We start from the raw sequence: 13407 nt of genomic DNA on the forward strand, positions 1-13407 counted from the left end.
CTAATTGGGAACGGTGGCGCGCGATGGTTCATAATGGACACTCAATGGATCGTCCGGATCTAATGAGGGAGAATGGATGGCTCCCCCCTTCTCCAGAATCGCATATATTGCGGGCAAGATCAGCAAACTGGACACGGTAGCGAGCAATAATCCGCCAACCACTGCCTGTCCCAGAGGGGCCACCTGCTCCCCTCCTTCCATGATGCCCAATGCCATCGGCAACATTCCGACGATCATGGCCAACCCGGTCATGAGGATCGGGCGAGCCCGGCTGCATGCTCCTTCCCTGGCAGCTTCGAGCGATGAGAGTCCTTGTGTCCGATGATGTTCGGCAAACGACACGAAAAGGATCGCATTAGCCACAGCCACCCCCGTGGCCATAATGGCCCCCAAAAACGATTGAATATTCAGCGTGGTCCCGAAAAGTGACAGCCCCAGCACGACTCCCATCAATACCGCAGGCGTCGTCAGCAAGACCACCAAGGCGCTTCGCCAGGATTGAAAGTTCGCGGCTAAGAGCAGGAAAATCGTCAGCAATGCCAGGGCCAATCCCAGTTGGAGGTTGACGAACATCTCCTTCATTGGGGCGATTTGCCCTCGAACGTCCACCCGAACCCCTTTCGGAGGTGGGCCGACCCGATTCAACGCGGCTTCGATATGTTCCGCTGCACGTCCTAAATCTTCTCCCGTCACATTAGCCACAATCGTGACCATTCGTTGCATGTTATACCGTGCATACTCTCCAATAGAGGTTCCGGGAATGACCTCCGCCACGTCACGAAGCAACGGCCCCCGTCCGCCTTCTAACATCACCGGAAGATTGAGCATATCCTGTACGGACTGGAATTCCGATTGGGGAATTTCCACCTGCACCTGATAGGCTCTTCCGGATTTGGGATCACGCCAATAAATCGGTTCCACAAAACGGGTGGAGGAAGTCGCTGAGACCACCGCCCTGGCCACCTCACCGGCCGTCACACCAAGCTGGCCGGCTCGCACTCGGTCCACGCGCACTGCCAGAGTGGGATAATCCAAGGGTTGCCCGAAGCGCAGATCCCGGATGGCAGGTAGATGCGAAAGTTCCTCTCGCACTTGTTCCGCATACGCCCGGTTGTCTTCCATATTTGGTCCGCTCATGGCGATTTCAATCGGAGTCGGGGATCCCATGCTCATGACCTGCGTGACAATATCACCACCCTCAAAGGTATAACGCGTCCCGGGAAAACGCTTGGGTAAAAGATCCCTCAATCGTTCTTTCACCTGCTCTAGGGAAACATTGGAACCCGGTTTCAGCGCCACCAACAAGACCGCCTCATGAGGTCCACTGCTCCACATATACAGGGTATTCACCGGATAACTCGACGGATGAACTCCCACAAATCCCAGGCTAATATTTATCCGTTCAGGGCCGATTTCCTGTTGAATCGTCTCCAAAATCTCCCTTGTTAACACTTCCGTTCTTTCGACACGGGTTCCATCAGGAGCCAGAATTCGTAATTGAAATTGTCCGGTATCGACGCGAGGAAAGATATCCAACCCCAAGCTGGAACCAACACCAACGACAATTGCCATACTGAGCAGCAAGTAGCCGATGAGGACAAGCCCCTTATTGCCCAACGTCCAGTTCAAGGCATTGACGTACCAGGCAGGGATGGTCGGACCTTCCCTCCTCTTAGCCCTGGGATGTTCATCCAAAAGCCACACAGCCAAGACCGGCACTAATGTCGTAGACAGGATGTAGGAAGCCGCCATGGCAAATCCCACCGCCAATGCCAACGGCACAAACAAGGCTTTCGCCACTCCGCTCATAAAAAACGACGGGAGAAACACCGCCAAGATACTCAGCATAGCCAGGAGAAGGGGCACCACCACTTCACCGCGTGAATCCTTGACGGCCCGCCCCAGACTCTTTCCGCGAGACAAATGGGCATGCACATTTTCAATCGTGACTGTGGACTCATCCACCAAAATGCCCACGGCCAGGGCCAAGCCTCCTAAAGTCATAATATTGATCGTTTGTCCGGTTGCCCACAAAGCCACCACGGCGGATAAGAGAGCAAAGGGAATCGTCATGACGACAATGACCGAACTCCGCCAACTCCGGAGGAATAACCACACCACCAATCCCGTCAAGATCGCCCCCATGGTACTTTCCACGACAACAGCCTTCACCGCATTCGTGACATAGGTGGACTGATCGAATTCAAAACTAATCTGAATATCGTCAGGCACCGCGTCCCGAAATGTCGGAAGCGAGGCTTTAAGGCGATCCACCACAGCCATGGTGGAGGCATCGGCTCGTTTGGTGACCGGGATATAGACCGTGCGTTGCCCGTTCACCATGGCATAACTGGTGACGATGTCCTCCCCGTCTTCGACCGTTCCCACGTCTTTCAAAAAGACCGTGGGCCCCGACCCCAAACGAATAGGAAGATGCTCCAGTTCTTCGATGTTGTCGACAACAGAATTCACAGGGGTCAGATAGGCAACATCTCCTATACGGACATTACCTGCCGGCAGAAGCATATTCCCCGTTCTCACGGCCTGCACCACTTCCTCTGGAGACATACCAAATGCCCGCAACCGTTCAGAGTTCACCTTCACTACAATGGTTCTGGCCGTCCCTCCAAATGGCGGAGGGGCAGACACCCCAGGGACCGCGGAAAACATCGGGCGTACTCTGAACAGGGCCAGATCTTGAATTTCTTTGAGGCTCCGAGACTCGCTCTGAAATACCAAATAGCCCACCGGCACGCTTCCCGCATCAAATCTCGAAATAAAGGGCGGCACCGTGCCGGGCGGCATAAACGCGCGGGATCGATTCACATAGGCGACTGTCTGCGCCAAAGCCTGATCCATATCCGTATCAGGATGAAAAAACAATTTCATCAACGCGGCACCCTGAATAGATTTGGATTCGACATGCTCAATCCCGGTGATATAGAGAAAATGATATTCATAGAACGAGACCAGATAGGCCTCCATTTGAGCCGGGTCCATGCCACCATAGGGTTGGGCCACATAAATGGCAGGAAGTCCAAGATTTGGGAAGATATCGATGGCCATTCGTTTGACCACCAGAAATGAAAATACGGCCATGGCCATGACCAGTACGATAATGGTCAAAGGCCGCCGAAGTGCAAAGAGAAGGAGGTTCATTTAATGGCGGGAGAAGAAGGAGACGGGCGCGCAAGCCGTAGAAATTCGGACAGTTCACCCTGAACCCCTGAAAAGGCCAGCATGGCTTTCCATACGCCAAGACGCGCCCGCGCATCATCCACTTCTGCCTGCACCACAAGCCGCTGCGCCTCAGCCACATCCACGACTGTGGCCAGACCGGCTTTATATTGAGCAGCGGCTTGGGATTCCGTCAGCCGAGCCGCTTGTAATTGGATGGGCGTGTTTTCGGCAATGCGCTTGGTACTCTCCATGAGCGATCGCGCTTTGACCTGCTGGGCCGTCAGCTCTTGAATCACCCGATCGTAGCGTGCCACTTCGGCCAGATTGCGATAATGCTCTTGTTGTTTCTGTGCCCGGATCATCGAAAAATCCAACAGGGAAAAGGTCGCCGTCAGACCAACCGACCAATTCGGCACATCCGGCAATAGCCCTTCCCCACCGCCACCCCGATTGCCCTGGTTGTCCCATCCACTCCCCCGTCCGAAAAAGGCACTTTGCAAGTTGAATTTTGGCGCCCAGGTGCGTGCCAAGGCTTCCTCTCTCTTCTTCGGAATATCGGCTGCGGTTTTTTGGACTAACGCTAATGGGTGCTGTGCCGGATCCTTCCTATCGGAAACTGCCCCTTGAGGGGCGCTGCTCAAAATGGGATCTTTTATTAAAATTTGCGTGCCGGCCATTCCCAGCACTTGAGACAATGTGGCCATTCGTGATCGCTCAACTTGTTCTGCTTCCAATAAATGCGTTTGTGCGACCGCCGTCTCAGCTTGTGCACGGGATCCATCAACTCCAGCCCGCAATTGATTCCGTACCAGAACCTCCACCGTCTTGGCGAACACCACACGACGATCAAAATTTGATTGAAGAGCCTGGCGTGATTCCTGGGCCATCATGACATCGATATACGCATCCCCCACAGCCAAAGCCACTTCGAGTTGGGTGAGCGTGATAAACGCTTGCGAATGACGCTCCATGGTCTGAGCGGTACTCACCTGGGCTGATCTCAATCCAAAGTCAAAGGGTTCCCATGCCAGCAGAATGCCAGCGGCACTGCCCCAGCTACTGCTATAAGAATTACGCCCCAAATCGGGGCCGGAGATCGGTTGCAAAAAAGAATTGGGGAAAAACATCCCCGAGACATTATTAAAGGTCGATCGAGTCCCTTGAACTCCGATTTCCACACGAGGAAGGTAGCTGGTCTCCGCGACATCGATACCCGATTGGGCTTCTTTGTATTTTGCAAGCGATTCCCGTACCGAGGGATAATGCTCTAAGGCATAATCTATGGCTTGAGACAAGGTCAGGAAGTCAGAAGATGGGGATTGAGTGGCGGCCGCCTCTACTCTTGTTGCAAGCAGTGCCCCCATGCACAATAATGCCAAGCCGATCATCAAGGGTTTCTTCATTCTCAATACCTCAACTCAGAAAGCAGAGAATTATAGATCAGCCCAAGGCAGCAATAATAGCATCCCAACCGAGATTCTACACGTGAAATGGCGAAACAGCGGCATCAAGGGAGGATGAGTTAACAATCCCTCATTCACCGTCATGACCACCGTCCCATCTCTTCCCCTAAACCCGGCTCCAGCTGAACCGTAGTGGGAGTGGTCCTGAAACTGGCTAACCCTAGGCTTCTGGATATTCTAACCATATGGCTTAGAGGCAGAATTCAATAGAATGGCTTTGATTCTCTCCATTGCAACGCTCGTCGCACTGTATAGGTTGAGATGGAATATTCTCTGAGTGTTGCTTATTAGTGAATCCTAGGCCCTGGCCCAACATTCAAAATTTTATAAATTTTTCTTAGCCCGCTATAGTGTGCAGGTTATTTTCTAATCAGCCAAGAGAATGGTTGTTCTTATAGCGGTCAGAAAAAGGAGAGACTTACATGAATTGTCTTCTACTTCGCCATGGCATTGCTGTAAATCCAGAGGAATGGGACCGCTCTGAAGGGGAACGCCCTCTTACCAAAGAAGGTATTGCCAAAACCGAACAAGTCGCTGCAGGGCTCAAACGAATTGGAATGAAGCCCACACATCTTTTGTGCAGTCCGTTAATCCGTACGCAACAAACCGCTGAGATTACCAAGAAGACTCTGCAGATCAAGGCAACAATTCAGCTTTGTCCCGAGCTGGTATATGACCAATCCCCCATGCGCCTATTTCCTATATTACAGGGATACCCACAAGATGCAGTTATCATGTGCGTCGGACATGAACCCCATCTTGGACAAACAGCGGCATTAATGATTTTGGGAAAGAATAGCTCGGGCTTTGCCGTCAAAAAGGCTGGTGGCTGCCTTATTTCTTTTGAGGGAAAGGTCGAAATAGGTCGGGGATATTTAGAATGGTGGATGGCCCCTGCGCAGCTCAGAGCACTGCGCTAGGGGGTCTTTTGCAGAAGCAACGCTCACCACCCGTCTACCTGGAGGAGCAATAGAACAATACGCGTACGATCTCCTGGCTTTTGACTCGGTTCATGCTCATACGTACTCCTGGATTATGAGACCGCAGGACGCACTATCCCCATTTTCAACAGTCCATTGACAAAAACACCTTCTTCTAACAGAAAAACCGGAGCATCGATTTTCCCTTCCAATGTTGCCGGAGCCAGCAACTGTATCTTCTGGAGAGCAACGAAGTCCCCTCGAAGAGGACCTTGGGCCACAATGTCTTTAGCTTTCACTGTGGCTTCAAGTTTTCCATCTTTTCCCACTTGAATCAAATCGTTTCCATAAATCTCCCCTTCGACAAATCCATCGATCCGCGCCATCCCCTGGACTTTCAACACACCGCTCAATCGGCACTTCTGACCTAAATACATTTGATACCCTTCCTCCTCAAGCCCAGCCGTGGAAACCTGCAATGCGCCTGTTTGATAGGTTTCTGCCATAACTCCTCCTTGTGGTTACAATGCCATGAATTGAGTGGGACCCAGCGAGACAACCTTTGAACACGTCAGACTAAAGGGAGCGATGCGAAGGGAACCATTCCCAATTGGAGGGACCATACAGCCACCTCCCAGGCGACCAAGTTCTTTAAACCGAATCGGATGTAAGTAAATCCACAAAAACGATCAGATCAATGGTTCTACAAAATGAGAGTAAACAGAGGAGAGAAGAAACGGGGATATACGTGAACGACTACAGCTTCCTGATGCGAGGCGGTAACAGATTATTGAAAATCACAGAGAATGACGGAACACAGGACAACTAGAGAAATGCGGCCAGCAGGAGGTAAATGGCAACGGCTAAGAGCGCCGAACCGGGAAGTGTAAAGATCCACGCATAGGCAATTCGTCTGGTCACTCCCCAACGAACCGCCGACAACCGATTCACCGCCCCCACGCCCATGACCGAAGAGGTAATCGTGTGAGTCGTGCTGACAGGTAACCCAATATGGGCTGTAACCATCAATACCACGCCGGCCCCGGTTTCGGCGGCAAACCCATGGACAGGATCTAATTTGGCGATTCGCATCCCCAGCGTTCGAATGATCTTCCACCCCCCCAGGGCTGTCCCCAAACCCATAGAAAGTGCGCAGGAAATAATAACCCATTTGGGCACTTCAGCAGAAGGAATATGTCCGGCGGAAAGCAAAGCCAAGGTAATAATCCCCATCGCTTTTTGTGCGTCATTTGCTCCATGACTCAACGCCATAAACCCGGCTGATAATAATTGAAGACGGCGGAATAACCTCATAGCCCTTCCTCGCGAAGTCCGGAAGAAAGCCCAGCTCAATCCAACCATGAGAAAAAAAGCCACAAGAAACCCTAATAAAGGAGAAGAGACCATGGCCTCCATGACCTTCATCAATCCTTCTCCCTGCAAAACCTCAACCCCACCATGAATAAATCCTGCGCCGACCATGGCTCCAATCAGGGCATGGGAGGAACTGGAAGGCAACCCCATACGCAAGGTAATAAAATTCCAAACAATTGCTCCCCCTAACGCCGAAATAATGACCACATCATTGATTGCGGCAGGATCGATAATTCCCTTCCCCACCATCTTGGCTACCGCGGTAGACATAAAGGCCCCGATGACATTCAGGACCCCGGCAAAAAGAACAGCCGAGACAGGGCTCAGGACCCGAGTCGACACGACAGTAGCCACAGCATTGGCACTATCATGCCAGCCATTTGAAAAATCAAACAGGAGGGCGAGCGCGATGACCAAAATGAGGAGGATGCTGAAATCAGCCACAAATCCCAACAAATGATAGATTTACTGGTATAACTTAGGAGGGGCGAGGATTTGAGTGTTTTATCCGTGTTTCAGGGCAATGCGTTCCAGGACATTCAGCACATCTTCACAGGAATCGGTTCCCTTCTCAAAATTCTCATAAATTTCTTTCCATTTCATCACCGTTTTGGGATCCTCCTCCTCTTCAAACAATATCGAGATCGCTTCCCGAAGAACCCGATCGGCTTCATTTTCCAAAGTATTCACCCGGATGCCACACTCCTTCATATCCCATTTTTTTTGTCGCATTAGGTAAATCCCCTTTCCGACCTCCAGGACCGACTCATGGAGAATCTCCGAAAGCCTTAATGCCGTAGGAGTGGGGCGTTGAATCTTAAATACCAGGAACAACTCGGCCACTGCATCAATTTCATCAAGAATATCATCAAGCGCACTGGCAAGCTCATGGATGTCTTCACGATCCAATGGCGTGATAAATGTTTTATTCAATTTAAAGACAATGTCATGGGTAAATCCGTCTCCCTTGTGCTCCAAGTCCTTAATATGTTGAATTTGTTTTTGGGGTTCGTTAAAGGATTTCATTAAATTTTTCAAACATTGTCCTGCTTCCACCACGTTTTGGGACGCTTGCTCAAATAAATCAAAAAATCCGCTTTCCCGAGGCATAAAACTAAACATAAGTCTTTTCCTTCAGCAAAAACCGCCAGTCATTCAACACGGCACTTTAGTCTATTCGGAACAGGGGTATCTACATCCAGATTTGAAGCAGGATATTTCCCATCCTTTCTCTTATTGAGAAAAATTCTCTGCGTGTAACCCTTGACAACTTAGGGCAAGACAGACAATGCCCTCGACCAAGATAAATGTACCCGATTCTCGTGGGAAAACGCGATACGGAAGGAATCCTCCACAACTTAATGTGCTAATTCTAGACTATTTCAGATACGGACGCCCAATTATGCCACATTTTTTGATGCCACAGCTGCAGCCTTGAGTTCAATTCGACAATGAAAATTTTTCTCAAAAAACTTTTTTCGTCGCTCGGTCGTCCACAATTCCAATTCCGGGTCGTACCGGAAAGACACGTGCAGACACAGAGGTTCGCCAGGTTCAACATGAATTTTCTTAACGACCGAGAAGTGACTGCGATCCAAACCATCTGCAATTCGTAAAATAGCACTAAGACTGGATACAACCCGTCTCTGATCGCGATCCAGGAGCCGATATCCCGTATGTTTGGGATTGGGTTGACCACGTCGATGATACCGCGCCACATTGGCGATAATGCCTACTTCCTCAGAAGAAAATCCGGGAAGATCAGCATGGGTGATTAAATAGTACGTATGCTTGTGATGTTTATTCTCGCGGATATGATGGCCGATGTCATGAAGAATGGCCGCATATTCCAACCATTCCCGCTCCCTTTCTCCAAGATGATGCATGGACCGGGTCTGGTCGAACAAGCTTAATGCCAACTTCGCAACATGATGCGCATGAACTTTGGGAAATTGATATCGCTGGGCTAGCAATAACACTTGGCGGCGGCGAACATGCGGAATTTCGTGTTCCGCCCTCAAACCATCCTGATGCTGTTGGATGAAATCATAAATCACACCTTCCCGAATCGCTTTATCACTGAGACGCACCTGTTTGACCCCGAGATGCTCCATAAGTAGACGCAACATCAGAACGCCGGGATAGAGCGTATCAACTCGTCGGGGATCCAGGCCGGGAATCTTCAATCGTGTCGGCGTGTCTTTTGTTCTAAGGAGTGCCTCAACCTCCCTGATTTCATCAAGTTCGATGGTGGCCATGTCAATTTGTGGCAGGGGGCGCCCGGTTCGAGCTAAATAAATAATTTCAGCAAGGTTCCCCGCCATACCCGATGTCGCCACCAGTTGCTGACAGTGAGTGAAGCGTTTCTTCGATAAGGATTTCTTCAGAGTCTGGCTCACGAGACGTTCGACGCGCTGAACCATTTTTTTATCAGGAGGATCGGACTTGAGAAATTGATCTTTCAACCGGATCGCACCTAACTTAAGACTTCGCACAAACTGTAATCGCTTTTGCGTACATGCCATCAATTCCACCGATCCACCGCCAATATCCACAATCATGGCCGGAAACTTTGAGAGATCCATACTATTCCTGACACCTAAATAAATCAGTCGCGCTTCTTCCTCTCCGGTGATCACGCGCACTCTAAGCCCAATCTCTTTCCGAACGAGCTTCAAAAAATCTCCACCATTTTTTGCCTCTCGGACCGCACTGGTGGCAATCGGAAGTATGGGATCAAATCCTTTGTTCGTGGCCAGCATGGAAAACCTTTTTAAAACCGTCAACCCACGATCCATGGCCTCCGGGGACAGTCGATGGGACGTAAAGGTCCCGTCCCCCAATCGGGCCATTTCCTTTATACGATCGACAATCTTGTACGAAAAACCCTTCCCTATTTCAGCCAGTACCATGTGAATGGAATTAGTTCCGATATCAATAACCGCAAGGCGTTGCATAGGGTTCACTTTCTTCTAATGGGTTCGGTTCTCCCCTTTCATGACCATCAAAGTTCCCTGGTCAATTAAGGCATCAGATGTTGTAAGAAAGAGATCTTCAGGAGGGGACAGGGAAATCATTTATGACATTGATACGATACCCCACACCCCAGGCAGTTTCAATAGTCGGACCCTGATCGCCCAATCCCCGCAGTTTACTCCGTGGTCGGAATATATGAGGATCCACGGCCAAAAATTCGACAGATACCTGCGGTCACCCAGAAGTAGCTGAAGATTCAGCCCCCATCGCTTGCGAATAATTGTTCAATAACCGGCCTTCAGTGCATGTGAGAAAGACTGATTGCGTTCGAAAAACGACTCAAAGGTTTGTGGCTCATAACCACGATCCCTTAGACCATCTCATGACACTGTCGGATAAGCTGCTCTTTCTCCCATGGACAAGCCCGGGTCAGGCCTGAATATTCACACGCCTCGTGTTCTGCCTTCCGGAAAGCATATCTAACCAAATTTTCCTACATGTTATGGGGATGTTACATACGGGTAAATCTCAAATTTGTGGAGAAGGGTCCAAAAAACTCGAGGCATTCGAAAGATGGATGTCCGATATAGAAGTCGGAAATGCTCACCGGAAATAAATCTCCTGCCGGCAAAACCTCAAGAACTTTAAAAGGAGAGTTCCTGCGCAAGATGTTGAACGAGTGAACGGTTCCCAAATATGGCATCAACCTTTCCGGAGATCTTCGAGGGACGAAGCATTGCCGCCCCTCCAGCCTCCTCAATGAGCACCTGGGTAGCCAGGATATCCCATGGGTTCAAGGCTGGATCCACCATTGCGCCAAGAGCTCCACTGATCACGAGCCCATGGCCAAAACAATCGGTATACCCTCGCACATACCCGGACAGGCTTAACAGGAGATGGTAATCCGCTTCCCGTTGTATACTGGAAAACTGAGCAAAATCGCCCACCCCGATAATAGCGTGTTCAATGGGTAGTTCTTCAGGAAGCCGCAGGGCTTTTCCTTGGCAGGTGGTCCCTTGCCCTCTGGCCGCAGCATAGGTGACCCCGAGCATTGGAAGATGAATCACTCCAAGGACAGGAAAGTTTTCCCGACTGTCAATCAAGGCGATAATGGTGCCGAATAACGGGATCCCATGAATAAAGGATCGTGTGCCATCGATAGGGTCCACGATCCATTGCCATCTTGTCCCCGTCCCCTGTAATCCTTCCTCTTCACCGAGAATATCAAGAGGTCCAATCTGGGCATTGGACAGCAAGTGAGACCGGATCAGAGCTTCACCCTCTTGATCGGCTTGAGTGACGGGCGAACCATCGTTTTTTTCCGTGATACGGAGATTCTGCCTTTCAAAATAGGCTCGAATCGGAACTGCCGCAACGTGGGCGGCATCGATAGCCGTTTGCAACAATTGAGTCAATTGATTATCGGGCAAGCCTTTATCCATCAGTTATGCTCTCCTGCGATTTTTGCACACCGTTTTTCCTCCTAATAGTATACTGAACTTCTTGTTTTGGTGACACAGGTTCTTCCGAATCCTGGTTCTTAATATGGGGGTACCAGCCACAATCGGACATGATTACATATGGTGTTCAAACCTGTTCAACATGGCTTGTCCGAAATGGATTCCCATATCCCTTAGACCAAGTGCCCACAGGATAGCAGCCCGTGTCACAGAGTCCGTCACCCAAGCACGCTGGCAATCTGATAGGGCCACATTGAGTCTGCCACATCACTTTTCATTTAAAAACATTTAGTTACACAATAAATACCACACTTTCTTGTGATCCATTCAGCAAAAATGAGATCCTTAGCCTTGCCTTTCCAACATTTCCTAAAAAATGAGGAATTTCCTGTGTTGTTGATCTCCACACCATCCCATGTAGATTTCATTCAAATGTCCCAAGGCGCAATAAAGATTGCCGGGTAATTTTATATGCCATGGCACATTCACCAAACCCTTGAAGAGGAAAAGAAGTTTCGTATTCCACCCGGCTTTCAATTGCCTCCCGACATGGGGGAACCGATCCCGCCACGCGTATTCACATCCACCTACTTTGACAGCGAGCACCATCGACTCGGCCAACTGGGTCTGACACTCCGAAAACGAGTGGAACAGTCCCATGGGGTCTGGCAATTAAAGCTACCGAGCGGCGGTAATCGGCTGGAGCTGGAAATTGCGTCCGGCAGTCGCAGTATTCCAGGGGAATTTCAGGACTTATTAAGGAGTTTTTTCAGAAAACAGGAAGCTGTTCAAATCGGAAAACTCAGAACAAGGAGAAAAGGGGTACGCATTCGGAAAGACGGCCAGGTCATCGCTGAACTTGTCCAGGACTCCGTCGCCCTCATCAGAGACAAAAGGATTGTGCATTCATTCCAAGAAGTGGAGGTTGAATTACAGGGAGGAACAGACACTCAATTAAATCCTGTCCGCAAGATTCTGCTTCATGCCGGGGCAGAAGAGAAACCATTTCAACCCAAGATTTTTCAAGCACTTCAACTTCCCTATCCGCTTACCGTTGCGTTTAGTGATTCTTCAGCACCACCGACCGACCATATTCGGGAAAGCCTTCAGTCCCAGTATCTTCAAATGTTGCAAAATGATCCAGGTACCCGATTGGGTCGGGATAGTGAAGCGCTCCATCAAATGCGGGTTGCCACGCGCCGCATGAGAGCCATCATTCGAGCCGTGAGTGCTTTCCTGGCGCCGCAATGGACGGAACCGGTCCGCCAGGAACTGGCCTGGGTTGGTTCGTTGTTGGGCGAGGTCAGAGATTGGGATGTTCTTTTAGAATCGTTTCATCAAAATTTCCATGACTTCTCTCCATCCGAACAGCGTTCCTTTCACACGATTCTCAAGAATTTTGACGATCAGAGGTCTGTTGCCCGCGCCAAACTACTTGAAGGTTTAGGTAGCGACCGTTATCTCAATCTCCTGACTCATTTTGAAAATTCACTTCATTTACCATTTCAACCAAATCCATTCACGTTAACAGAGTTGGCGAGAAAAGCTTTTCAGAAAATTCAGGATAGGGCGAATACGTCAGATAGCCTATTCCGGAAATCTGAACTGCATCACACTCGAAGACTCCTGAAGCGAGCCCGATATGCGGTTGAACTCGCTGAGCCCTTGCTCGGGAAACGTGCCAAACGGTTCATTCAACAAGCGAAGGTCGTCCAGGATTTACTGGGATTCCACCAAGATGCGGTGGTTGCTGAGCAACGGCTCCTCGCCTTCAAAAATCACTCACGAGGAACCGGAGTAGCCTATGTCACGGGACTAATGGTCGAACGCTTACGAAATCAGCAATCTCAGGTGTATCAGCAAATCCCCAAGCAATGGCAAAAACTTGAAAAACGAGGGAAAAAACTGTAAAGCCTTACGCCCAATCTTCTTCAAACTGTTTACGTCTCCATATACCCGTTTAATGATAATGGGACGGAATAACCTTAATCAGGTACAATGCCTCTTAACTCATAAAAGGCATAATAGGAGATC

9 protein-coding genes are annotated in these 13407 nt (G+C 49.8%); 2 read left to right on the forward strand and 7 right to left on the reverse strand.

Annotated elements, in window-relative coordinates; all coding sequences use genetic code 11:
* Both ACWHYD_RS12590 and ACWHYD_RS12595 read right to left on the reverse strand, forming a co-directional pair.
* Nucleotides 1-3159 carry an efflux RND transporter permease subunit gene (locus tag ACWHYD_RS12590; protein WP_447962385.1) on the reverse strand — a complete coding sequence of 1053 codons (3159 nt, stop codon included), beginning with the start codon at nt 3157-3159 and terminating at the stop codon, nt 1-3.
* Nucleotides 3156-4583: a TolC family protein gene (locus ACWHYD_RS12595; RefSeq protein ID WP_447962386.1), complete on the reverse strand. Its 1428-nt coding sequence runs from the start codon at nt 4581-4583 to the stop codon at nt 3156-3158. Before ACWHYD_RS12595 ends, ACWHYD_RS12590 begins: the two co-directional genes overlap by 4 nt.
* A gap of 482 nt (nt 4584-5065) precedes the next feature.
* Between ACWHYD_RS12595 and ACWHYD_RS12600 the strand changes: the two genes are divergently transcribed.
* Nucleotides 5066-5563 carry a SixA phosphatase family protein gene (locus tag ACWHYD_RS12600; RefSeq protein WP_447962387.1) on the forward strand — a complete coding sequence of 166 codons (498 nt, stop codon included), beginning with the start codon at nt 5066-5068 and terminating at the stop codon, nt 5561-5563.
* Between the two features lie 113 nt (nt 5564-5676).
* Here ACWHYD_RS12600 and ACWHYD_RS12605 read toward each other — a convergent pair whose 3' ends face one another.
* The 5 genes from ACWHYD_RS12605 to ACWHYD_RS12625 all read right to left on the reverse strand — a co-directional run bounded on the left by ACWHYD_RS12605 (nt 5677) and on the right by ACWHYD_RS12625 (nt 11355).
* On the reverse strand, nt 5677-6069 hold the full coding sequence (locus tag ACWHYD_RS12605; RefSeq protein WP_447962388.1) for a bactofilin family protein: 393 nt from the start codon (nt 6067-6069) through the stop codon (nt 5677-5679).
* A gap of 319 nt (nt 6070-6388) precedes the next feature.
* The gene (locus ACWHYD_RS12610; RefSeq protein WP_447965868.1) at nt 6389-7381 is read right to left on the reverse strand and encodes an anion permease; all 993 of its coding nucleotides are present in this window, start codon (nt 7379-7381) and stop codon (nt 6389-6391) included.
* Between the two features lie 60 nt (nt 7382-7441).
* Nucleotides 7442-8059 (reverse strand): DUF47 domain-containing protein, encoded by a 618-nt coding sequence (locus tag ACWHYD_RS12615; RefSeq protein WP_447962389.1) that lies wholly within the window; start codon nt 8057-8059, stop codon nt 7442-7444.
* A 278-nt stretch (nt 8060-8337) separates the two neighbouring features.
* Nucleotides 8338-9894, reverse strand: a complete 1557-nt coding sequence (locus ACWHYD_RS12620) for a Ppx/GppA phosphatase family protein (RefSeq protein ID WP_447962390.1) — start codon at nt 9892-9894, stop codon at nt 8338-8340.
* 663 nt (nt 9895-10557) lie between these two features.
* The gene (locus tag ACWHYD_RS12625) at nt 10558-11355 is read right to left on the reverse strand and encodes an inositol monophosphatase family protein (RefSeq protein WP_447962391.1); all 798 of its coding nucleotides are present in this window, start codon (nt 11353-11355) and stop codon (nt 10558-10560) included.
* Between the two features lie 489 nt (nt 11356-11844).
* On the opposite strand from ACWHYD_RS12625, the gene ACWHYD_RS12630 reads away from it, so the two are divergent.
* Nucleotides 11845-13284 carry a CYTH and CHAD domain-containing protein gene (locus ACWHYD_RS12630; RefSeq protein ID WP_447962392.1) on the forward strand — a complete coding sequence of 480 codons (1440 nt, stop codon included), beginning with the start codon at nt 11845-11847 and terminating at the stop codon, nt 13282-13284.
* Nucleotides 13285-13407 lie beyond the last annotated feature (123 nt).

The organism is Nitrospira sp. Ecomares 2.1, from assembly GCF_965152585.1.

What these genes read in the sequence shown, in the direction of transcription:
- ACWHYD_RS12590 (WP_447962385.1), bottom strand. Translation starts at nt 3,159, where the DNA reads ATGAACCTCCTTCTCTTTGCACTTCGGCGGCCTTTGACCATTATCGTA.
- ACWHYD_RS12595 (WP_447962386.1), bottom strand. Translation starts at nt 4,583, where the DNA reads ATGAAGAAACCCTTGATGATCGGCTTGGCATTATTGTGCATGGGGGCA.
- ACWHYD_RS12600 (WP_447962387.1), top strand. Translation starts at nt 5,066, where the DNA reads ATGAATTGTCTTCTACTTCGCCATGGCATTGCTGTAAATCCAGAGGAA.
- ACWHYD_RS12605 (WP_447962388.1), bottom strand. Translation starts at nt 6,069, where the DNA reads ATGGCAGAAACCTATCAAACAGGCGCATTGCAGGTTTCCACGGCTGGG.
- ACWHYD_RS12615 (WP_447962389.1), bottom strand. Translation starts at nt 8,059, where the DNA reads ATGTTTAGTTTTATGCCTCGGGAAAGCGGATTTTTTGATTTATTTGAG.
- ACWHYD_RS12620 (WP_447962390.1), bottom strand. Translation starts at nt 9,894, where the DNA reads ATGCAACGCCTTGCGGTTATTGATATCGGAACTAATTCCATTCACATG.
- ACWHYD_RS12625 (WP_447962391.1), bottom strand. Translation starts at nt 11,355, where the DNA reads ATGGATAAAGGCTTGCCCGATAATCAATTGACTCAATTGTTGCAAACG.
- ACWHYD_RS12630 (WP_447962392.1), top strand. Translation starts at nt 11,845, where the DNA reads ATGCCATGGCACATTCACCAAACCCTTGAAGAGGAAAAGAAGTTTCGT.